A 22,921-nucleotide genomic window follows, 5' to 3' on the forward strand; every position below is an offset into this window, starting at 1 on the left:
AAACCTGGCAGGGCTTGTTTTTTTGTTATTTGTTTTAAAAGGATAAAAAATCGCATTAAATCGTTTCTATTTTTACTTGCAGAGGTGAACAGCCTTCCTCATCAAAAATAATCAATTCGTTTTCCTGGTTTAAAATACTTGCAGGGATTTTATATTCTTCTTGAGGTCCGATTTGCCAGTATCGGCCTAAACAAAAACCATTCACCCAGAAAGTACCTTTCGATAACCCATCCAAACGGATCTTCACTTTTACATCATCAGTAGATTGTAATGATGTTGTAAAGGTGGTTTTATACCAACATGGTTTGACCTTTTCCGTACTAAATCTATGATCAAACTTTTGCCAATCCTTCGGTTGGTTTAAAAGTGCAGCACTTTGTATTGTCCAATTTTCAATCTGTTTTGTTTCCTTATATAAATAAAGCTTTAATTTCGAAATTCCCTTGAGCCCCTGCCCATCAAATTCAAATTCATTAAAGCCATCATTTAAGAGATGACCTGCATCAGCCACTCCATATGGTGCATCAAAACGATTCCAAGCCGTTTCATTCGTTATGAGCATGACTGGAACTCCGTCATTCAAGCGCAATCTTTGAAGTCCTTCTCCAACAAGGATGGCTTTATCGAAGCCTTGATCATTGACAAATTCCTTTAAAAACGAAATTCTTCCCTCGATTTCCGGAACATTTCTTAATGAATGTGTTTTACCGATACCTTCCACTTTCCAGCCATCTAATAAGTCAACAACACGTCCATCAAGACTAGGAGCCTCACTTATTCCCTTCGGTTCCCCTAAAGCTTGTGTGAAATTGTATCGGCCCATATTTTGAACCAAGAAGCGGATGCTATTATTGCCTTTTTCAACAGGAAGCTCGATAGAAGCTGCCCCTAAATCATTGACAAGTCCGATATATTGATTGTTTAGGAATACTTGTGCTGGATCTTCAATTCTTGGGAAAATTAACGTTTTTTGACCCGTTTCGTTCGATTCAAACTGTGCCGTATACGATAAATATCCACTCCATTGTCCAAATGAACTAAAGTCCAGCGGTTTAACAGATTCCTTGCTCATCGATTCATCCATTTTTTCTGGCGCCTGATACCAATCTGCTAATGAAAATGTAACCTCCCCTTCGGCAGCAATGATTTCATCATTATTCTCTACTGTCTTTCGATCGGTCACAATGATTTCAAAACACTCATTTTTACAATCCTTAATGGAAATTACCTGCGGTTTTGACCCGTGAAATAATGTGAATTGCAATTCCCCACTGCTTAGCTTTTCAAAACGCTGCGGATATCGGCAGGAAATCGAAAGTTCATCAACATCTTTTACTTGTAAAACGAGTGAGGATTGCTGCCCCGTTTCATGGTAGACAGCACCAACATTATTTGAAAAACCTGTTGAGTATGCAGTTAATGCCGAAATCTTCACTGTTTTGCCCGCTAATCTTCCTGCTTTTACATTCTTTACGACAGGTAAAATTCCATCTGGCTCAATTGTAATACTGAGTTGATATTGTTCCTCTGGGCTATAAAGTTTGTGAATGGCACGCTCCGATTTCGAATTGGTAAGAAACGCAATACTTCCAGCTTTACTCTGTACTGTTTTGCCTTGCAGCCCTTCAGGCAGTGCGGTACACTCTTCAATATTAACAGGATTTGTTAATACCGGTTCGACCCAATCAATAAAGCTGTGAACTCGTTTTATTACCTGATACTTCGGTGTTTCTTGTAAATATTCCGTTAGGGGTGCATCATAATCATACGATGTGATCATAAATGTATGTTCACCAATCGTCCGCCCGCCCCAATGGTCGAAATTCGTTCCTCCGAAAAACATATAATAGTTAATTGCTGTGAACCCTTCTCGCAGCAATTCATATAAAGCTTTTTCTAACATCCCAGCTGTTTTTTGATTAGCTTTCGGTCCGCCCCATTGTTCAAACCAACCAACCCAGAATTCAAGAACTCCTTTTGGCTGGCCTTCGAATCTCTCATCTAATATTTTTGCATGTTCATTTGCATGAGACCAAAAGTTCCGGAACTCAACCGCTCCCTCTACGCCTCCATAACAGGTTACTAATGGAACATTAATCCCTCTTGTAATGAGTCCGTCACGTAAATATTCCATATACTTTTTATCTGGTTTTCCAAGTGCTTGAAACTCATTTTCAACTTGAACCATAATGACTGTACCTGAATTCGTGATCAAATGAGGAAGAATCCGTGGAACTAATTCGTCAAAATACCGATCTACATAGTGTAAAAATGGTTCATGATAACAACGGTATTTCATGTTTTCCTTGGAACTCAGCCACCATGGCAGTCCACCGAAATCCCACTCCGCACAAATGTATGGCCCTGGCCGTAAAATGACATACAGGTTTCTTTCTTCACACTTCTTTAGGAATGTTCCCAAATCTTTATCGTTTGCAAAGTCCCATACACCTTCTGCCTCTTCATGCCAATTCCAAGGAATATAGGTTTCAATACAATTACAGCCTGCTTTTTTTACTTTATCTAGCAGTTCATCCCACTCTGCACGAGGCAGGCGGAAATAGTGAACAGCCGCTGACTTGATGAAAACCCGATTCCCATCAATAATCCAGCTATTTTTATCAAATTGAATACTCGCCATATTGGCTCTCCCCTTCTAATACCTCTTTTTGTTCTTCTACATGAGCAAAAACCTTCAAAGCTGTTTTCGTTACAATAAAACAATACAAGCTGCCGCTAAAGAAAAATAATGAGCCAGGAAGCAGCAATAAGATGAATCCGATGACCGCACCGGAAGTAATCATGATGAATGTTTGGATTGGGTGTGTAAAAGTTAATAAGAATGCTGTTTTTATATATTGAAAGAATGATAAGTTATAATGAACATAGAGTGGTATGAAATATAGGACAACAGCTAAAGATACCAGCAATAATCCGGCAGATAGGATTGACAGAAAGATAAATGGCCATCCATCTAAGGATTGAAATAACATTACATCCAGTAAAAAAACAGCAGCAACAAGTAATAATAAGTAACCGTAAAGATTTGCTTTCACAAATTCTTGCTTATATTTATTCCAAAACAAATTAAAAATTGGTACCTCTTCTTCATCTTCCATAATCAGCTTCCTCATGACGGCAAACATGGCAGCAGTTGCAGGCATGATACCAATTAGGACAAACCCGAGCAGTGAAAACAAGATCCATAAAATGTTTGTATAGGCAATCATCATGACTTTCTCTGAAACTCGATATATTCCTGAAAGCATTCCCTTCGTTTCCATCATTCATACCAGTAGCCTTTATGATTTTTCTCTAAACGCATTAAAGCCTCAAGATAAAAGTAATCTCCCCAAATCATATAATCATCGATTGCGAGATCACCACGAACATGATAGGAGCCATGCTTTAGAAGGCCTTCGGCATCTTTTTCCTTGACCGTTGAATAATTTTCTACAAGGGAATTCATCATTTTAATGACAGCCTCTTCAAAGTATTTTCGATCGATATCGTCTTCATTTAAATGGCTGATTATTTCAAGTAATCCACATGCTGCAATGGCGGTCGCTGAACTGTCACGAGGTGTATCTTCATTTACTTGTGCATTAAAGTCCCAATAGGAGACAAAGTCATCTGGTAAATGTTCAATAAAGTATTTCGCCACTCTTTTTGCTGTATCCAAATAAGTTGAGTTTTTTGTAGAGTGATAAGAAAGGGCAAATCCATAGATTCCCCATGCCTGGCCACGTGTCCATGTCGACCCATTTGTATAACCTTGATGGGTTGCTCCACCGATAGGCTCACCCGTTTCTTGGTTAAAGAAAAACGTATGATAAGAACTGTCATCACCGCGAACAAGATAGCGCCTGCTTTTTTCCGCTTGAGCTTCAGCTACATCCCGATATTTAGGTTCTCCTGTTTGTTCACTCGCCCAATAGAGAATCGGAAGATTAAGCAGACAATCAATAATGATTCTTCCGCCTTCTTTTTCATCGTTTTTTGGCCCCCACGCTTGCAGATATTGACCTTTTTCACGCCAACGGCTAAGCAGCTTATCTGCAGCCTGCAAAGTTAGTTCTCTTGCTGCCTCGTTTTTTTCGATCATCCATTGCGCTTTAGAAGAAAGCGAATACAAAAATCCAATGTCATGATGATCGAGAACAATATTTTTATTTAAGCGATTTTGAAAGCTTTCAACCGTTCTTTGGGCCTTTTCTTTAAAAATTGGATCATTAGAATATTCATAACACAGCCATAACATCCCTGACCAAAAGCCATCGGTCCAATCGTCATTATCGTTCAACTCATATTTTTTGCCATTCATGCTGACATGGGGGAATAAATCACCAAAACGGTCAATATTATTTCTCGTTTTTTCGACTGCATCTTCAATCGCAAATTTCCACATGAATACATTCTCCTAACATTTCAACTTAGATCAAAACTTTTTTCTGCTGACCTTTTATACAAAGTGTAATGGGAAACGAGGTTATGTAATATGTGAGATTTACAGAAAAATGTGCACTATTTTTACCTATGAAATGATTTATGAGTTTTGCCAAAAAGGAGGAGAGAGACATTTCGTGTCTCCCCCCTCGAGTTAATACTAATTGCGATATTCAAATGGGTCTACCAAAGTGATCATAAAAGCAAAATTCATCTAGGAATGTTAAGGAAATTAGAAATATCTTCAAGCAGCAATTTTGCAAAGGTTGTATCAATCTTTTTACCGGATAGTGCTCGAATTTGATTTTCCAATGCATTTAAACTACTTTGTGTTTGTTGATCTTCAATCTTTCCATTTTGGATGTTGTTTACCTTTGATAGAAGACTAGTAGCTATCCCTTCATCAGTAATCCATTCCTTCTCCCTTCCATAATTAATCGCCTCATCTAAATGATCAATATCCATTTTAACCTTTAGCCTAATAGTTTCGTTCGTAACATTTCCAGCTCGATCGGCTGCGGTAACCTCAATAGTATGATCTCCTATAGATAGTGAAAACGGTTGTATTTCTGGAGTATTTACCACCACTCCATCTAACTTGAATTCTTTACTAGATACACCGCTAAAGGAATCAGAAATCTCAAGCTCTGGATTGACTGAATCTGTACGATATAATTCTATTAATTCTGGTGCTAGTACGGTAGGGGATGTTTTATCCACGAATTTGATGGAATGTGTTTTCCCTATCGAACCGGCAACATTCACTTCAACCTTTAGTGTTGGAGATGTTTGCAGAACTGTAATTGTGTCATCCTTTTTATCTACTTCAATGCCTGTTTTGTTTAATTCAACGATAACTTTATCTTGTTTTTGCGTTGGATCAGATACAGAAAGAGTCAATCCATTACCATCTTCTTGTACCATGACAGATGCAGGGTTTTGTACGGTAATAAAGTCTACAGTTTCTGCTTGATAAAAGTTTGCCGCTGTTATCCCAAGTGTCTTTTCTCTTACTGCTTGAACTGCTGATGTATTTTCAAGGACAATTATATTAGCATTACTACTGTATCTTTCTGTTTGGGTAACATCTTTATTCGGGAGAAGTACATACGAATAGGAAGCATTTGTAGGCATTTTCCCATGATCAAACGCTAAACTTAAATAGTTTCTTGTAATAGGTTCAGTGGATCCGCCATTATTAATCTCGTTCCAAGTCCCTGTTCTCGATTCACGTAATCCATACAGACTAGTTGATTCAGGGAAATAATAGCCTATATCTGAGCTTTGAACATTTCCCTCTAAGTGAGCCCATTTAACACTGTTTAAGGTCTCAGAATTACCGAGCTGATTTAGCTTCTCTTCCCCATTAACGATCAGCTTATTGTCTCCATTATTATTCAATTGTCGATTTTCAATAATTGTTTCTACCTTAGACTCATCTGAGCTCGAAATACTTGCACCTAAGGCAACAATCTCATCATCGAACATAAACCAGGATTTTTTTCCTTGTAATGAACTGCCAGTCAGTTTTTCAAGGGAGAAATCCATTCCAGCAGTACCATAAATTCCATCCAGAGTAGAACCCCCAACCCATGTTCTTGGGTTATAGTAACTTTCCCAATCCTTCAATGTTCCTTTTGATTGATCAGTTGTTGTACCCGGTAATCGATAACTGTCTACGGTTGGCCAATAAGCATTGCTGAATTGCTTTAGGTCATTGTTATATAAATAAGTCGCACCAGCTCCTGTATACCAACCTTTTTTATTTTCTCCATTACCATACTCAAAACCTGAAATTCTATCAGAAAACATACCAATCCCAAAACCCAATCCAGGACGAAGATGAACGACCCGATCCATTCCTGCAAAGACTTGATTCTTTACTAACTCTCCCCTAGGCTCAATCGCAGGATCACTCATTAAAGAATTCAAAAGATTGATTTGATAAATCGATAAACCATTAGCATAATTGGTAAATGTGGTATCTTTTTGAATCCACTCTTTGACCATTCGTTTAATAGCGACTGCCTTCTCAACAGGAGCAGCATCAGCCAAACGAAGTAAACTTAAAATTGTTGCTCTGCCAGTTGCATGTTCATTCGTGCTTTGCCTTGAAATACCTCTTCCCGAAACCATGTCCATCATGGCGCCATTATAAATAAGTGGTTCAAAGGAATCGGTTACCCAGTTAAACACATTACTAACAGTCGGGTCTTTGACATCCCATGGCGAATCTTTTAACAAATACAACATATCAGCTGTACGACCAAGCCAAGTTGCTCCGTATCCGCCCGTATACGCAATATTATAGTGTTGAACAAGAGAACCGTCCCTGTAAACACCGTCCCCGCTATTCACGTAAAGATATTCTTTACTAATTGAATCACGCCCCTGCAACACTTTCGCACTATTTTTTCCAATTACTCCGCGAACAGATACAACAAGAGCCTTATCCAAAAGGTTGGCACCTGTTTCACGGAAGTCTGGATTATTAAGAGAAGCTCGTGTAGTAGGATCCGGAACAAACCTATCAATTGCGCTTATATACTTATGAACTTGAGTGGAAGATAAATCGTGATACATTAACACAACTATATCGTTCAACGCTTGAGGGGTTCCAATTTCCCAATCCCACCAATTTCCATATACATTTTTATTTTCATTGTAACGATAGGTATACAACCAATCCAATCCACTAAGAATATCTTCCTTTAACGTTTGATTACCATACAAAGATGAACCTTCGATAGAATATGCAAGAGCCATATCTTTTAATCGTTGGTAGGAATTAGTAATTTGAGATGAATCCGTTGTACTTGCTCGATCATTCCACAAGGACGTGCGATTATCTGACTTATTCATCGTATCCCATAAACCTGTTCCAGCGTCGTTTGTAACTTTTTCTACTAAACTGCGAATATAGTTGACCGCAACCTGATCGTTAGGATTATATTGTTGGTTGCCCGTTAGTTTATTAAACCAATTGACTCGGAGCTCTTCATAAAATTCTATATCCTCAGCAGAATCTACGCTTACTAGACACTCTGCAATAAATCCGCCATCTTTTGATGTTGCCTTAATCGTTGTAACCCCTGGGGCTGCTGCTGTAACATGGCCCGTTTCGTTAACCCCTGCAACATCAGGGTTGGAAGATGTCCAAAAAACGGTTTTGTCCGTCACATCGGCAGGTGTAAATACCGGAGTTAAACTCATTGTTTTCCCTATTTCTAACGTAACCGCATTTTGTTGTAACGTAAAATCAGTCACTTTTTTTACTGTTTCCTTCATTGTTACACCATCAATCCATGCTTTACCTTTTGCCGTTTCAAAAAATAGCTCTATTCGTACCTTACTTGCACTTTGTGGAATAGCTAAATTTAATTCCTTTAAGCTCCAGTCATGTGTTCCTTTTATTTTTTCAGTGGCTGGTCCATCACTGACTTTTTTTCCATTACTATCAAAATACTGTGTTCGGACAAACAGTCCTCCCCATGATGCTTCAATATTTTCTGTTTTGAACCAAAATGATATTTGATAGTTTTGGCCTGATTTGACGGCAACATCTTGTAAAACATCCGCTCTGCTTATCTGAGAAGCATTGATCGAAATGGACTTCCCACCCTCATGATAGACCTCAGAATCAATCGTTAACACTGGATTACCACTCGGAATCCAAATATCCCAATTTGCAGGCCCAATATTATTTGCCCAATTATTGTTACTAGTTGCTATCTCAAACCCACCGTTTTGTATTAAATTCATTTTTTGTGTTTCTTCAGCTGCAACTTTTTTCACAGGTAAAACCGAACTTATAATAAAGAAAATAGTCAAACAAATACTCATTGCTTTATGCACCTTTTTCCCCTCCGCTCTAGAATTAAGTGTGATTACTAGTTTCACACTCTCCAGCAGTAACCGCTTACAATTAAAATTCTCCTTTCTTTTTTTCTAAAGTTTACTATTGAAAAACAGGGGGAAGGTGTAATATTCTTTGGATTTTAGGGAAAATTTTGACTCTTTTCTTTAACTTATCTTTTTCTATCGAAATATAATTAGATCTTAACTAATAACCTACTTTTGATCGGTACTCCCTCGGCGTCATTTTCGTATATTTTTTAAATACTTTCGAAAAATAAGTTCGATCTGAATAGCCGCATTTTATTGCGACCTCTTCTACTGATTCTCCCGTTTGCTCAAGGATTTTTATGGCGACACCGATTTTAAAACGATGAACATAATCGGTAAAATTTTCGCCCGTCAATCGTTTAAAATAACGGGAGAAGTAACTTGGGTTCATATATAAATGAGCGGCCACATCTGTGGATGTAACATTCTCAGAAAGATTCTGAACAATGTACTGATCAATTTCTTGTAACTTAGGCTCTCTGCTGCTTGCTCCGTCCATTTTTCCATTCCATTGAATAAGCTGTGTAAGCTTGTTTTCTACAAGTTTTACTACATCACTTAGTCTTGAGCATTCCTCAAGAAACGAATAAAACTCTTCATTTCCCGTTTCAATATACTGTAATTCAATTAAACGGATTCTCCGTGCAATAACCTTTTTCAATTCTTCAGGGTCAAGATTCTTTTCCGATGCAGTTTGAGTGATAACTGTTAATATATCTTTTACTCTTTTACTGCCTTTTTCTTTTACAGCGATAACAAGTTCACTCATCTCTTTGTCTAGAAGACGGCTAATCGGGCAAAAAGCGCTTTGGTTGGTCTGCTTATCCCAATTCAAAATCAGTTCAGTATGATAAAAAAAACGATATCGATTGTGAATCATGTGTTGGAAAACAAACCCAACATTTTTTATATCAGAGGATTGGCGGCCATAGATAAAAGAAATCTCCAGACCTAACAATTCAAAAATTTTCTCTTGTATCTCTATTAATAAAGATTGAATGTACTGATGATGATCAAATTTTATATTTTGACGATAGTTGTAAACAAAAACAATGGATTCTTCCTCATTAAAAAATGTAATTCCGTGATATTTTTTAGCGACATCACAAGAAATATTATAAAATCCGTATTTAATTATGGATAGATCTTGATAGGAATACTTTTCCATAAATGTTGATAAGGATATGTGACCCGTTCCTAAAATAAACGAAGGATACTGCCAACTAATATCAAGTTTTTTTGCAAACTGAATTAACATTTCAGGCTCATCTCTTTTAATAAGACGGTCGAATAACGAATGTTTCAGTATTTCAATATTCCGGTTGAGTATTTCCTTATAGGATAAACCTTCTAAGCTAACAGAGGTTTCGTTAATTTTATTAATCGAATCTTTCAACCTTTCTTCGAGCTGCTCTTTTGTTAGCTCATCCTTAATCAAATAACTATCGGCATTTAGCTGAATGGCTTTTTGTGCATAATGGAAATCCTCATGACAGGTTAAAAAAATCATTCTCACATCTGATTTGATTTGTTTAAGTTCCGAGGCTAGTTCAAGTCCATTCATTTGTGGTAATCCAATATCTGTAATAACTAAATCTGGTTTAAACTGTTTAAACATCTCTAAGGCTTTTATACTCGAGTAGGATGTTCCCACAACATTTAAGCCAAGTTCTTCCCAATTGATTAGTTGGCGCAAATATTTAATCATTGGTACATCATCATCAACCAGCATAATGTTAATCATCTATTTTTCACCTCTCTTACCATCAAACGGAATTTGAATAACAATCGTTATGCCGCCATTTTCATTTTGCTGAAGTTCAATATGTGTATTAGAACCGTAATAAAGCTTTAGTCTCTTAGCAATATTCATTAAACCAACTCGATTATAGGAGGTTTCTTCAAAGTCACTCTTTAACATGCGGTTTAGCTCAAAAAGTTGATTTTCACTCATTCCTTTTCCATTGTCACTTATCATGATAAAGATTGATTGATCCATTTTATTGGCTCGGATGGTTATTTCTCCAACTGTTTTTTCAGAAAACCCATGTACAATGGCATTTTCTATAAAGGGTTGTAGTAATAATTTCGGTAAACTAATATCTTTAACTTGATCCTGCATTTCAACTTTCAATTCTACATTCACTTCCGTTCTCATCCTCATGATTTCTATATAATGAGATAACAGTTTGCATTCACTTTCAATCGTGGCAGGTTCATCTATTTTCATATAAGCTCTTAGTAAACTCATTAAGGCGTTAATTTTATCAGCATGTTTATAATCATTATTAATAAATAAACTACATTTGATAGAATTTAAGGTGTTAATCAAAAAATGCGGCCTAATTTGTGCGAATAATGCCTGCAGCTCAATGGCCCGCTTCTCGTTTTGTTCATGCTCTATTTTTTCAATCAACCCATTTATTTCATCTAACATGTGGTTAATTGTCCTTCCCAATTCATTGATTTCATCTCTGCCCTCAGGTAAAAAACGAACATCATGTTTTCCTTTACCAAACTGGGTAGCAACGTGGGTCAATTTTTGAATGGGACGATGCAATCTTTTTGCAATTAAAAGTGAAATCAACAAAAAGATAAAAAAGAAAATAGCTATTAATACTGAACTTAGTAAAAAGTTTTTTGTAATTTGTCCTGTTACTTCTTCATTCGAGGTTTCATGAATAAGCTTCCATTTTGAAATCGGAATTAACACTTCGTCCCTTATTTCTCGATTTCGCTTATCTTCATCCATGAAAGATATTGCAGGATCCCCTGCAATCAACTTTCCATTCTCATCAAATAATGCAAGCTTCCCTGACTTAGCAGATTCAAATAATCTTTTAAAATATTCATTCGAGATTCCTATATTTAATGTAGCTAATGGCCTTCCCTTTTCAGGGTGATTAATTACTCGACTAAAGTAGTAATAGGAATTTTCCTCTTGGTTCAAATAATTAACCAGTCCTAATGCTTGTAAATGACTTGACTGATCAACATTTATTCGATTTTGCAAGCGGTTCCAATGATCTTTTAAAACAGTTAAGGAAGCATTTCTAACTGAGATACCGTTATTATAAGGAACGATAAACCCTTTATTATTAATCAGAAACATATGAATATCGGCATTTAACATTTTTATCGATATATAGTCAAAAGAAGAAATTACCTTATGATAATTTTGATAATCCCGATACCTTTTTATTTTTTCTGTTTCACTAAAATCGTTCAATGTTTGAATCGTCTCTTCGTTTTTCACGTAAAAATGAGTAACATAATACAAATCATCGACTAATTTTGTAATATCTTTGGAAACTAAATTTAATACAGAACGATTTGATAGTTCTATTTTTTCAACCACGTTGTCCTTTGTTGTTTTGTAGGACAATATCGATACGATTAATATTGGGAGCAAGATTAGTAGAATAAATGATGACTGTATTTTTTGATAGTAGCTTAATTTGTTCATAATAAATCACTGCCACCCTTTTTAGACTTTGATTTCAACGTTTGCTATTATTCTACTATAAAAATTCGCTACATGTTGGTTCAAAATTTACCACTTACTTTAATCTGGTAAATGGAACAAAAGGCACCCTTTTCATAGGCGCCTTTTTGCACATTACATTCTATTTTGTGTTTTCTTTAATTACTTTATTTGCTTCATCAGCCATCCACTGTTGAACTTCTTTTGCGGATTTGTCTTCAAGGATAAACTGACTAAATCCATCGCCTAAAATTTTATCTAATTGTGCTGCATAAGTGATGGAGACATCTGATGCTGGTAAAGCTTCCTGACTGTCAAATAAAGTATACATTAGTGAATCGACATCATATAACTCTTCTTTACCCTCGATCCATTTTTCTACTAAAGGCTGCGCTTCTCCATTTTTCCAACCTGGTAACTCTGTTCTTGCATCTGTTAAGTTAGTAGAAACAAAGCGCGCAAATTTAAAGGCAGCTTCTTTATTTTTTGAACTTTCACCGATTGCTAAATAGTGTCCGCCCGTGAAGATATCGGTTTTATCCCCTTTTTTCATAACAGGCACTGGTGCAAACGCTGTTTTGAAATCATGTGGATTGTTTTGAACATTACCGGTCTCGCCAATCATCCAAGTACCAGTTAATAACATCGCCGCGTCACCATTAAAGAATTCTGTACGGTAGTTTAGTTTTGCACCAATTACGTCAGCGTAAGGTTTAATGGATTTATCCGTTTTCTCCATTTGACGTCTTAGATTAAAGAAATACTCATAGGAAGGATCTTTAAAATTTGTTTTACCGTCTTCCGTCATAAATGGATGCTTAAGGTGTACTTGAGCGATTGGATTCGCATATAATCCCCAGTTATGGAAGTATGCACCATATTGTTTTTCAGTGCCTTCTCCCTTTGTTAATTTTTTAGCATATTCACTAAATTCATCCCATGTCCAACCAGCTTTAGGAACTTCAAGACCCGCCTCGTCTAACGCATCTTTATTAAGAAGCACAAAATTGGTAGTAATATTAGTTAAAATTCCATAATTTCTTCCTTTATAGATAGGATTAACCAAGTATTCCTCTTCTGGTTTTAAATTATTTTCTTTATATAAGTCATCTAGTGGTGCAATAACCCCCTGTGCTGCGCGCTGGTAGATATGATCAATAGCCGGGGTCATAAAAACGTCAATTTCCTCACCGGATGCCGTTAATACATCAAGCTTTTTAAGCGATTCAAGTGAATTACCTGGCACAAGCGGTACATGTTCAACATTAATATTTGGATTCTCTTTTTCAAACTGCTCAATATATTTTGCTGTTGAAGCCTGCATTACCTCGTTATCCCAGTTGTAATACTTAATTGTTACTTTTTCTTCCTCTTTAGGCTTTTCACTCTTACTTGAACTTGACTCTGAACCACCTGCACAAGCTGATAGTAGAGACATTGCTAGAAACGCCGTACTTAAAGCTAAAGTTGCTTTCTTTTTAAACATCATTTGGATCCCCCTCTTTTTTTGTTAATCGCTTACATTTCACATTATACCTACTGTTCGTTTTATTGAAGGTGCACAATTTGATACTGTTTGTGCACTTTTTTTACTAGTTTTAATCTCCCTCAACCTTTTACACCGCCAAGAGCAATACCTTTAATCACTTGCTTTTGCATGATGATGAAGACAATAACAAGCGGAATAATAGCAGAGAGTGAAGCCATCATTAGAACAGCAAAGTTATCTGCATAATCGTCTTTAAATAACTGTAACCCTAGTGTAATGGGATAAAGTTCTTTATCAAGTAAAAAGATTAGTGGTCCCTGATAATCATTCCAAATCCAAATAAACTTAATAATACCAGCAGTTGCAAGAATCGGTTTACATAACGGTATAATGATTTTCCAAAAGATTTTGAAGTAGCCTGCCCCATCTAATTTTGCAGCTTCGATATACTCATTGGAAATTCCAAGCATGTATTGCCTCATTAGGAAGGTAAAGTAGATAGAAAATAACCCCATCAAGATTAACGCTTCATGTGTATTATAAAGTCCGAGCCATTTTATCAATATAAACCTAGGTACCAAAGTTCCTTGTTCCGGTATAATCATAAAACTAAGGACAAGGGCAAAAACGAAATCCCTACCTTTAAACTGAAGCTTACTAAAGGCGAATGCCGCCATTGCAGAAAATATCAGTGTCGCCAATGTTTGAATAACCGCTAGTTTAATTGAGTTGAAATAGAATTTATAAAAAGGAATTTCGCTCATCCAAACCGCTTTGAAGTTTTCAACTATATTCCAATCTTTCGGAATCCACTGAATTGGAAATACCATTACATCTTTTTCAAATTTAAATGCTGCTGACAACATCCAAATTAATGGAACTAGGAAAAAGAGTGATAATACTAACATACCAATTGTGAATAAAATTTTACTAATATCAAGCTTTTTTTTCATTTTAATTCACCCCCATCAAGAATGTACAAACCGTTTTTGCAGTTTCCAGCTAATTAAGGTAATAATTCCAACAATGATAAATAATAACCATGAAATCGCGGATGCATAACCCATATTGAATTGTTGGAACCCTTCTTCATATATCCGGAATACTATAACTGTTGAAGAGTTATTTGGACCACCTTGCGTTAAAAAGGCAATTAAATCAAATACCTTAAATGAACCAATCAGTAATGTTATAAATAAAAAGACATTTGTTGGTCCAAGCAATGGAAGAGTAATTTTAAAGAACTGTTGCATCTGGGATGCACCATCAATACTTGCTGCTTCATATAATTCTTCAGGTATACTTGATAATGAAGAAAGGTAAATAATAATTTGGTAACCAATTCCCGCCCAGATCGTAATAATAATAATTGAAATGATAGAGGTCTTCGGACTTGCTAACCACATTGGCGGATTCTCAATCCCTAACCCAACTAAAAATTGATTAATGGGTCCAAGTGATGGATGGAAGAGTGCACTCCATACAGCGCCAATTGCAATAATGGAGGAAATATAAGGAATAAAAAACGCAATTTTAAAATAGCTTGACATGTAAACCTTCGTATGAATAATGACCGCTAGTACAATCGCAAGGAACATTCCAATTGGAACAGTAAAAATAGTAAAAATGAAATTATTTTTTAAAGCCAGCAGTACCTTTTCATCTTCAAATAATTTAATGAAATTATCAAACCCTGCAAAATGTATTGCTTGTAATCCCCCAACTAAATTCCATTCAGAAAAGCTAAGGACAAGTGAAAATACTAGAGGAAATACATAAAGTAGCAAGATTCCAATTATTTCAGGTAATAAAAACAGCCAACCAAATAAAGCTTCTTTTTTATTATTTGTCCAAAATGTTTTTTTGTGTACATAATTAACCGGTAAACTCGTTTTGATCACTTTATTATCCATGGACCATACCTCCTTTTTTATTTATAATTTCACTATAATGGAAAGGCGTTCTTTGTTTGATTAACGATTCTGACAATAATGTGCACTATTTTTACCTCTCTGTATTTCTATGCACAGAACAAAATTGTTGAAAAGATAGTAGATCTCATAGGATTAATAAAGAAACCCCCTAAAATTAGGGGGTCTCATCTACTCTGATTTACTATTAAAATTGCTTTGGCAGTCCTTTATCCTCTATATTTTAAAGCTAATCCTTTTAAGAAATTTCTAGCGTATTTATCAAGGCACTGCTTATAATTCTTATGGCCTTCTTTCCTAAGCATGGCGCTCAATTCACCTTTTGTTACCGTAATTCCTGCTTTTTCAAAGATATCGAGCATATCTTCACTGGTTAACGCCAGTGCGATCTTCACCTTCTTTAATAGCTGGTTATTAATACTTTCTTTACTCTTTGAAGGTACTGGTGTATCAGGCTGTCCTGGTTTTGGTTCTTGCTTACCTCTTTTAAAAGTAATAAAGCCATTTAAAAATGACTCCAGCATACTATTCGTGCATTTAATATGTTCCTCATCTTCAGCTACATCATCTTCATAATAATCTTCGTCATCGTAACTGTCCTTTGGTTTTGTAAGGATTTTTAGCACTTCTTCTTTTGTTACTTCAACTCCGCCAAATTTAAAAATCTCAACCATATCTGTATCTTTTATATCTAGCGCATATCGTAAACGAATTAATATATCATTATTCTCCATTTATAAACCTCCAATAAGATTGCTATTTGCATAGCACAAGTATATCCGTTTCAAATGTTAAACAGTCATTTTCCAACTGGATAACGCTAACCAGTTCTCCTGTTGTTTATATTCGGGAAGTATTTTACCAACAAGCCGCCAAAAGGAACGATCATGATTCAGATGGACCATATGGCACATTTCGTGGACGACTACATAGTCAATCACACTCTGCGGCGCCATCGCCAGCCTCCAATTAAAGGTTAATTGCTGTCTCGAATCACAGGTTCCCCAATTCGTCTTATTATCTGTAATCCGGATAGACCGTGGCTTTGATTTAAAATTGCTCTGATAAGTTTTTATACTTCTCTCGACTACCATTTTACATTGTTGATAGTAAAACCGTTTTAAAGCTTGTTTTATTTTTTCATCCTCAAGATGTTTCACATAAATATGTAACTTTTCCTCTTCAAACATTACATAGTCTTGCTGGATATTTAAATCATGAGAAATCTGAATAGGATATTCGTTGCCTAAATAAAGAAAGCTTTCACCATGTTCATATGTTTTTACCGTTGGTCCGAGGGTTCTATCCTTCATTTCTTTTAGTTTTTGCTGGATCCACTCCCATTTTTCCTCTAAAGCCTGAATGACGCGTTCATCGGAAATTCCTTTAGGCGCCTGAACTTCAACATTTCCATACAAATCGATAGAAATGCTCATCGATGTACGCTTTTTATACTTTATTTCAAAACGAATCGTCTGCCCTAAATAATTATGAATCATTTCAACACCTCTTATGAAAAAAAACAAAACTTAAAAGAATTAATTCCCCTCAGAATCATACTTTGTTTTTTTCCTGCCGGCAACTAGACAGAATATTTAATTTCTTAAGTTTTATCTTTAGTTTGTTATGGTTAATTATTTGGGGTACCAAGCTAGAATTATAGAATGAGAGGAGGTTTGTCTTTTTTAAGCGCTTTACCCGTTATAGTTAAAAATCTTTTATGGGGGAATGCAGAAAATGAAGAGAGTGTTGAAAAGAATTATTTCATTACTTCTTGCAGCTATTTTGATAATACCGTCAGGCTGGATTACACAGGCTGCAGCAGCCGAAACAAACAAAGATATACCAGTGCTACTGTACCACCGAATTGTTGAAAATCCTACTAATGAATGGACGGATACCAGCGTTGTAAAGTTTGAACAGACTATGCAGTATCTTAGTGAAAACGGTTACAACACCTTGTCTGCAGAACAATATGTGAGCATCATGGAAGGAAAGGAAACGGCTCCAGCAAAACCGATACTATTAACCTTTGATGATGCTACTCCTGACTTCATTACCAACGCTCTTCCGGTATTGAATCGGTATAACATGAACTCTGTTTTGTTTGTTGTCAGTGACTGGATTGGCAAAGGGTACAGTATGTCGGAAGAACAATTGAAAAGCCTCACGAATGAACCTAGTGTCAGCCTCCAGAATCATTCCAAAACTCATGAACAAAGCTTGGTTTGGAACTCTAATATAACTATGGATCAAGCCTCATCAGAAATTTCAGCAGCAAACGAATACTTAAAGTCTATTTCAAGTAAAGCTCCAGTCCTTATGGCTTACCCATATGGTGCATATAACGCAAACGCAGAAGCAGCAAATCAAGTGAATGGCATCAAGTACGCATTTAAAGTTGGATATCCTAATTCTGGGAACTACGCTATGGGGCGCCATTATATAATGATGGGTACAACTCTAGAACAAATCGCTTCGTGGATTGGCGGGCCAGCACCGGCACCAGTCGACGAGCCGGGAACAGAAACGGTTTTTCATGAAACCTTTGGAAATGGTTTAGGTGTTGCAATGCAAGCGGGCAATGCACAGGTTAACCACGTTTCTGATAAGGATTTTGCTGGCAATGACGATGGAAAAGCCATCTCCGTTAGCGGAAGGACGAACAACTGGGACGGCGTTGATATCCCATTCAGCAATGTCGGTATGGAAAACGGCAAAACGTATACGATTACAGTTACTGGTTTTGTTGATAGCAGCGTGAGTGTTCCAGCAGGCGCACAAGCGTTGCTTCAGAATGTAGACAGCTATAACGGCTTGTATGCAGCGGGAGATTTGATAGCAGGTCAAACATTTACTTTAACGGGTCAATATACCGTTGATACGAGCAAAGATAGAGCCCTCCGCATTCAATCAAATGATGCAGGAAAAACAGTTCCCTTCTATATCGGAGATATTCTGATCACCGAGAAGGCAGCCTCTGGCGACGGCGGGAACGAAGAAAGACCCCCTGCACAAACCTTCACACCGATTACTTTTGAAAATCAAACCACAAGTGGATTTGAAGGCAGAGCCGGTAGTGAAACACTGACAGTTACTAATGAAGCCAACCATACTGAAGGCGGCTCCTATGCTTTGAAAGTTGAAAACAGATCAAATACTTGGCATGGTCCTACATTAAGGGTAGAGAAATATGTTGACAAGGGTTCGGAATATAAAATTTCTGTCTGGGTCAAGCTAATTTCACCAGAAACTTCACAGCTTCAGCTTTCCACACAGGTTGGCAACGGTGGAAGCGCCAGTTATAATAACCTTCAAGGAAAAACAGTCAGCACCGAAGACGGCTGGGTTCAGTTCGAGGGAACTTACCGTTATAGCAGTGTAGGCGATGAATTTTTGACCATTTATGTGGAAAGCTCAAATAACAGTACAGCATCATTATATATAGATGATATTAAATTTGAACCTACTGGTTCGGGACCAATTGAAGTTCAGGATTTAACACCGATAAAAAATGTTTATAAAGACGATTTCTTAATTGGAAACGCTGTCTCAGCTTCTGATCTTGAAGGCAATAGACTTAAGCTTCTCAACATGCATCACAATATTGTTACAGCCGAGAATGCAATGAAGCCAGATCAAGCGTATAATGCCGAAAAACAATTTGACTTTACTGATGAGAATGCGCTTGTCGACAAAGTTTTGGTTCAGGGATTGCAGATGCATGGACACGTGCTTGTATGGCATCAGCAGACGCCGGAATGGTTATTTACAGCTGAAAACGGCGAGCCTTTGAGCCGTGAGGCAGCACTAGCAAATTTAAGGACCCATGTTAAAACAGTCGTAGAAAATTACGGTGACAAGGTAATTTCATGGGACGTGGTAAACGAAGCCATCATCGATAACCCGCCGAACCCAACGGATTGGAAAGCATCACTGCGTCAATCCGGCTGGTACAAATCGATTGGTCCAGACTTTATAGAGCAGGCCTTCCTTGCAGCGAAAGAGGTTCTAAAGGAAAAAGGCCTGGATATCAAGCTTTATTACAATGACTACAACGATGATAATCAGAGCAAGGCTCAAGCGATATACCAAATGGTGAAAGAAATCAATGAGAAGTATGAAGCAGAGCATGATGGGGATCTTCTTATTGACGGAATTGGCATGCAGGCTCACTACAATAAAAACACCAACTCAGATAATGTTAGACTCTCCCTGGAGAAGTTTATTTCCTTAGGTGTAGAAGTAAGTGTGACTGAACTTGACATTACCGCTGGAACCAATAACGTACTTACTGAGCAGGAAGCAATTACCCAGGGTTATTTATACGCTCAATTGTTCAAGATTTACAGAGAACACGCAGAGCATATCTCTCGTGTAACGTTCTGGGGACTAAATGATGCAACCAGCTGGAGAGCTGCACAAAGTCCATTGTTGTTTGATAAAGACTTGCAAGCAAAACCAGCTTACTATGCTGTTATCAATCCAGAAAAATTTATTGCAGAAAATCAACCTGAGGTAAGAGAGGCTAATCAAGGAAGTGCTGTTTCCGGCACACCAGTGATTGATGGAACTGTAGATGGCGTTTGGAGCAATGCAACGGAACTGCCGATTAACCGCTTCCAAATGGCTTGGCAGGGAGCAAACGGCGTATCCAAGGTCCTCTGGGATAATGAAAACCTGTATGTTTTAATTCAAGTAAGTGACTCTCAGCTTGACAAATCGAGCCCAAATCCATGGGAACAGGATTCCATTGAAGTCTTTGTCGACGAGAATAATGCAAAGACGTCTTCCTACGAAGATGGTGATGGACAATATAGAGTAAACTTTGACAATGAAACTTCCTTTAACCCTGTCCGAGTTGGAGAAGGTTTCGAATCTGCAACCAAAACATCAGGTATTGGCTATACCGTTGAAGTAAAGATTCCTTTCAAAACCATTACACCAGATAACCATTCTAAAATCGGTTTTGATGTACAGGTTAATGACGGTAAAGATGGTGCTCGTCAAAGTGCTGCAACATGGAACGATTTAACTGGTCTGGGATATCAGGACACTTCTGTGTTCGGGGTCCTGACACTTATGAAGACTGACACCACTGCGCCTGTTACAACCGATAACGCACCAGAAGATTGGGTTAATAAAGATGTTTCGATTACTTTCAGTGCAAATGATAATGACACTGGTGTGGCGGCAACCTATTATAGTATTGATAATGGAGTCGTACAAAACGGTAATTCAGTTACTATTTCTGAAGAGGGTGTCCACATTCTAAAATATTGGAGTGTAGACAAAGCTGGGAATATCGAGCAGGTTCATACAAAAACAATTAAACTTGATAAGACCGGACCACTCTTAGATATTAAACTCGACAAATCAACATTATCACCAGTTAATCATAAGATGGTGCCAATAACGGCTGCTATTAATGCTTCTGATGCCGCTTCAGGAATTCATTCAGTAGCGTTAACTTCAATTACTAGCAATGAACCTATCCAACCTGATGATATTCAGAATGCCAATTATAATAAACCTATTTCTGGTACGACTGATTCCTTTAAACTTCGTGCTGAAAGATTAGGGAACGGTAATGGCCGTGTTTACACCATTACTTATACGGCCACAGATAAAGTTGGTAATGTGACAACAAAGAGTATTGAAGTTTCCGTTCCACACGACAAATCAAAAAAATAAATTTACCGTTACGAAATACCCTGAATATTTTCATTCAGGGTGTTTTGTTGTTAAATAATAAGCAGATTAAAACCTATATTTCCACAAAGTTCATTTGGATTTTCATTAATTAAACGTTTGATTAAAACATCATAAATCCGCTTCATAACTAAATTAAACTTAATATAAAAGCAAAAAACTTGTCGACTAACCTTCCATTTAAGCAACATCACTTTTATTAAAACATTAAATTCTACATCAATTGTTATAATTCAACTTATTTTCAAATGAAATTCATTAATTAAACGTTTAATTAAAAACATGCCAATCTCTGCTTTTAAACAGTTCCAAGCTAATTTCCCATGCAATAATTGTCGAGGAAATAATTACTTTTTTATTAGACAACCGATGCTTCTCCCAGTAAAAACCAGAAAACAACATTACTTACAAATATCCGACAACTTTGATGTCAATTAAACGTTTGATTAATTATACAAGTAACCCTTATATATCAATGGTTAATAAATAAAAAAGCTGCAGAATTTAGCGAAATTGAGACCGCCGTGAACTTTTAATCCCTAAGCATTTGACCAGCAAGAATACGCATCGGAGATTGCCTTGAGTGTATATAGTTTTTCTTGATGATTTGATAAAAAAGGCCGACTCTTTTTCCTGATATTTCGGAAGGAGGAGTCGGCTGTTTACCTTTATTTATACTCTAAGTATTCATTTCACTGTCTCTTTAAGAGTTGTAAAAATCAAGCTAGAAATAAGTCAGAGGACAGATATCGTTCTCCCGTGTCCGGAGCTAAGCAAAGGACTCTAGCTGAAGATGGCAGATTTTTTGCTACCTCGACTGCAAAATACGCGGAAGAGGCCCCTGATGCACCTACAAAGATCCCTTCTTCTGCAGCAAGCCGGCGTGCCGTCACTTGGGCATCTTCATCCTTAATAAGCAAAATTTCATCATAAATCGTACGATTTAAAATCGTAGGAATAAAACCAGGTCCAGTTCCTGGGATTTTGTGCGGCCCCGGCTCACCACCTGATAACACAGGAGATCCAAACGGTTCTACTACATAAATTTTTAAGTTGGGAATATGCTTTTTGAGCTCTTCCCCTACCCCTGTTACCGTTCCACCTGTTCCAGCTGTCAGCACAAGGGCATCCAAATTCCCTTCAAAAGCTTCTAGTATTTCAACTGCAGTAGTTTCACGATGCGCATCGGCATTTGCAGTATTCTCAAATTGCATGGGAATAAAACTATCAGAATTTAATTCGGCTAATTGGTTTGCTTTATCAATAGCACCTTGCATCCGCAAACTTGCAGGAGTTAGGTGGACTTCCGCTCCATATGCTTTGAGAATCTTCACACGCTCAAGGGTCGCGTTATCAGGCATCGTAATAATACAACGATACCCTTTTACTGCACATACCATGGCAATTCCAATCCCAGTATTACCAGAAGTTGGCTCAATAACGGTACTCTTCCCTGGAATTAATTTACCCTCTTTTTCTGCACGTTCAATCATATTAATGGACGCACGGTCTTTGACACTTCCACCTGGGTTGAATGATTCTAATTTAATATATACTTCCCCGCCTGTTGGGTCGGGTAATTTATTTAATTTTACGATTGGAGTTTTTCCAATTAAATCAAGAACTGAACTGTAAAGTTTCAATGTTTCTCCACCTTTCGATTAAGTTTCAAAATAATCCCCATAGCCCCCAACCCAAACAAATCATTTAATTCCTATTAATTCACTGTGTATTGTACGTTATTTTATTATACTTCCTTTTAAAAAACAACCATCTAATCGGAATATCCGAACTGTATAACTCACAGATATTTCTTATTTATTATTTCTTATTAGATTGTTCCTAGTAATACAATTAGAAAGCAATAACAGTCAACTATATGCGATAATCACGCAGTTTTGGAGAATGTTTTTTATTATTTAAGAGCTTAAAATAGAATGTAGTCAATGTTAG

The 22,921-nt window shown here is 37.0% G+C and carries 13 protein-coding genes; 1 reads left to right on the forward strand and 12 read right to left on the reverse strand.

The window, feature by feature from the left end:
- Positions 1-55: 55 nt before the first annotated feature.
- From ACIQAA_RS21485 to ACIQAA_RS21535, 11 genes are all read right to left on the reverse strand, one after another.
- Positions 56-2,641, reverse strand: a complete 2,586-nt coding sequence (locus ACIQAA_RS21485; protein ID WP_402623437.1) for a beta-galactosidase — start codon at positions 2,639-2,641, stop codon at positions 56-58.
- A complete protein-coding gene (locus tag ACIQAA_RS21490) occupies positions 2,622-3,287 on the reverse strand; it encodes a YesL family protein (protein ID WP_402623440.1) in 666 nt (221 codons plus the stop codon). The genes ACIQAA_RS21485 and ACIQAA_RS21490 overlap by 20 nt, the downstream gene beginning before the upstream one ends.
- Positions 3,284-4,408 (reverse strand): glycoside hydrolase family 88 protein, encoded by a 1,125-nt coding sequence (locus tag ACIQAA_RS21495; RefSeq protein ID WP_402623442.1) that lies wholly within the window; start codon positions 4,406-4,408, stop codon positions 3,284-3,286. Before ACIQAA_RS21495 ends, ACIQAA_RS21490 begins: the two co-directional genes overlap by 4 nt.
- Positions 4,409-4,656: 248 nt before the next feature.
- On the reverse strand, positions 4,657-8,301 hold the full coding sequence (locus ACIQAA_RS21500) for a polysaccharide lyase family 8 super-sandwich domain-containing protein (protein WP_402623444.1): 3,645 nt from the start codon (positions 8,299-8,301) through the stop codon (positions 4,657-4,659).
- A gap of 208 nt (positions 8,302-8,509) precedes the next feature.
- Complete coding sequence (locus ACIQAA_RS21505) at positions 8,510-10,096, reverse strand: response regulator transcription factor (RefSeq protein ID WP_402623447.1); 1,587 nt, start codon at positions 10,094-10,096, stop codon at positions 8,510-8,512.
- On the reverse strand, positions 10,097-11,818 hold the full coding sequence (locus tag ACIQAA_RS21510; protein WP_402623450.1) for a sensor histidine kinase: 1,722 nt from the start codon (positions 11,816-11,818) through the stop codon (positions 10,097-10,099).
- A 160-nt stretch (positions 11,819-11,978) separates the two neighbouring features.
- Complete coding sequence (locus ACIQAA_RS21515) at positions 11,979-13,325, reverse strand: ABC transporter substrate-binding protein (RefSeq protein ID WP_402623452.1); 1,347 nt, start codon at positions 13,323-13,325, stop codon at positions 11,979-11,981.
- A 119-nt stretch (positions 13,326-13,444) separates the two neighbouring features.
- On the reverse strand, positions 13,445-14,278 hold the full coding sequence (locus ACIQAA_RS21520) for a carbohydrate ABC transporter permease (RefSeq protein ID WP_402623454.1): 834 nt from the start codon (positions 14,276-14,278) through the stop codon (positions 13,445-13,447).
- Positions 14,279-14,293: 15 nt separating this feature from the next.
- A complete protein-coding gene (locus ACIQAA_RS21525) occupies positions 14,294-15,238 on the reverse strand; it encodes a carbohydrate ABC transporter permease (RefSeq protein ID WP_402623457.1) in 945 nt (314 codons plus the stop codon).
- 227 nt (positions 15,239-15,465) lie between these two features.
- A complete protein-coding gene (locus ACIQAA_RS21530) occupies positions 15,466-15,990 on the reverse strand; it encodes a YehS family protein (protein ID WP_402623459.1) in 525 nt (174 codons plus the stop codon).
- A gap of 57 nt (positions 15,991-16,047) precedes the next feature.
- Positions 16,048-16,755: a M48 family metallopeptidase gene (locus ACIQAA_RS21535; RefSeq protein ID WP_402623462.1), complete on the reverse strand. Its 708-nt coding sequence runs from the start codon at positions 16,753-16,755 to the stop codon at positions 16,048-16,050.
- A gap of 238 nt (positions 16,756-16,993) precedes the next feature.
- Between ACIQAA_RS21535 and ACIQAA_RS21540 the strand changes: the two genes are divergently transcribed.
- Complete coding sequence (locus tag ACIQAA_RS21540) at positions 16,994-20,950, forward strand: endo-1,4-beta-xylanase (RefSeq protein ID WP_402623463.1); 3,957 nt, start codon at positions 16,994-16,996, stop codon at positions 20,948-20,950.
- Between the two features lie 737 nt (positions 20,951-21,687).
- On the opposite strand, the gene cysK is transcribed toward ACIQAA_RS21540, so the two are convergent.
- Positions 21,688-22,611, reverse strand: coding sequence for a cysteine synthase A (cysK, locus tag ACIQAA_RS21545; RefSeq protein WP_402623466.1), 924 nt, complete (start codon positions 22,609-22,611; stop codon positions 21,688-21,690).
- Positions 22,612-22,921 lie beyond the last annotated feature (310 nt).

It is taken from the genome of Neobacillus sp. NPDC093182, assembly GCF_044754045.1.

What these genes read in the sequence shown, in the direction of transcription:
- ACIQAA_RS21485 (WP_402623437.1), bottom strand. Translation starts at nt 2,641, where the DNA reads ATGGCGAGTATTCAATTTGATAAAAATAGCTGGATTATTGATGGGAAT.
- ACIQAA_RS21490 (WP_402623440.1), bottom strand. Translation starts at nt 3,287, where the DNA reads ATGATGGAAACGAAGGGAATGCTTTCAGGAATATATCGAGTTTCAGAG.
- ACIQAA_RS21495 (WP_402623442.1), bottom strand. Translation starts at nt 4,408, where the DNA reads ATGTGGAAATTTGCGATTGAAGATGCAGTCGAAAAAACGAGAAATAAT.
- ACIQAA_RS21505 (WP_402623447.1), bottom strand. Translation starts at nt 10,096, where the DNA reads ATGATTAACATTATGCTGGTTGATGATGATGTACCAATGATTAAATAT.
- ACIQAA_RS21510 (WP_402623450.1), bottom strand. Translation starts at nt 11,818, where the DNA reads ATGAACAAATTAAGCTACTATCAAAAAATACAGTCATCATTTATTCTA.
- ACIQAA_RS21515 (WP_402623452.1), bottom strand. Translation starts at nt 13,325, where the DNA reads ATGATGTTTAAAAAGAAAGCAACTTTAGCTTTAAGTACGGCGTTTCTA.
- ACIQAA_RS21520 (WP_402623454.1), bottom strand. Translation starts at nt 14,278, where the DNA reads ATGAAAAAAAAGCTTGATATTAGTAAAATTTTATTCACAATTGGTATG.
- ACIQAA_RS21525 (WP_402623457.1), bottom strand. Translation starts at nt 15,238, where the DNA reads ATGGATAATAAAGTGATCAAAACGAGTTTACCGGTTAATTATGTACAC.
- ACIQAA_RS21530 (WP_402623459.1), bottom strand. Translation starts at nt 15,990, where the DNA reads ATGGAGAATAATGATATATTAATTCGTTTACGATATGCGCTAGATATA.
- ACIQAA_RS21535 (WP_402623462.1), bottom strand. Translation starts at nt 16,755, where the DNA reads ATGATTCATAATTATTTAGGGCAGACGATTCGTTTTGAAATAAAGTAT.
- ACIQAA_RS21540 (WP_402623463.1), top strand. Translation starts at nt 16,994, where the DNA reads ATGAAGAGAGTGTTGAAAAGAATTATTTCATTACTTCTTGCAGCTATT.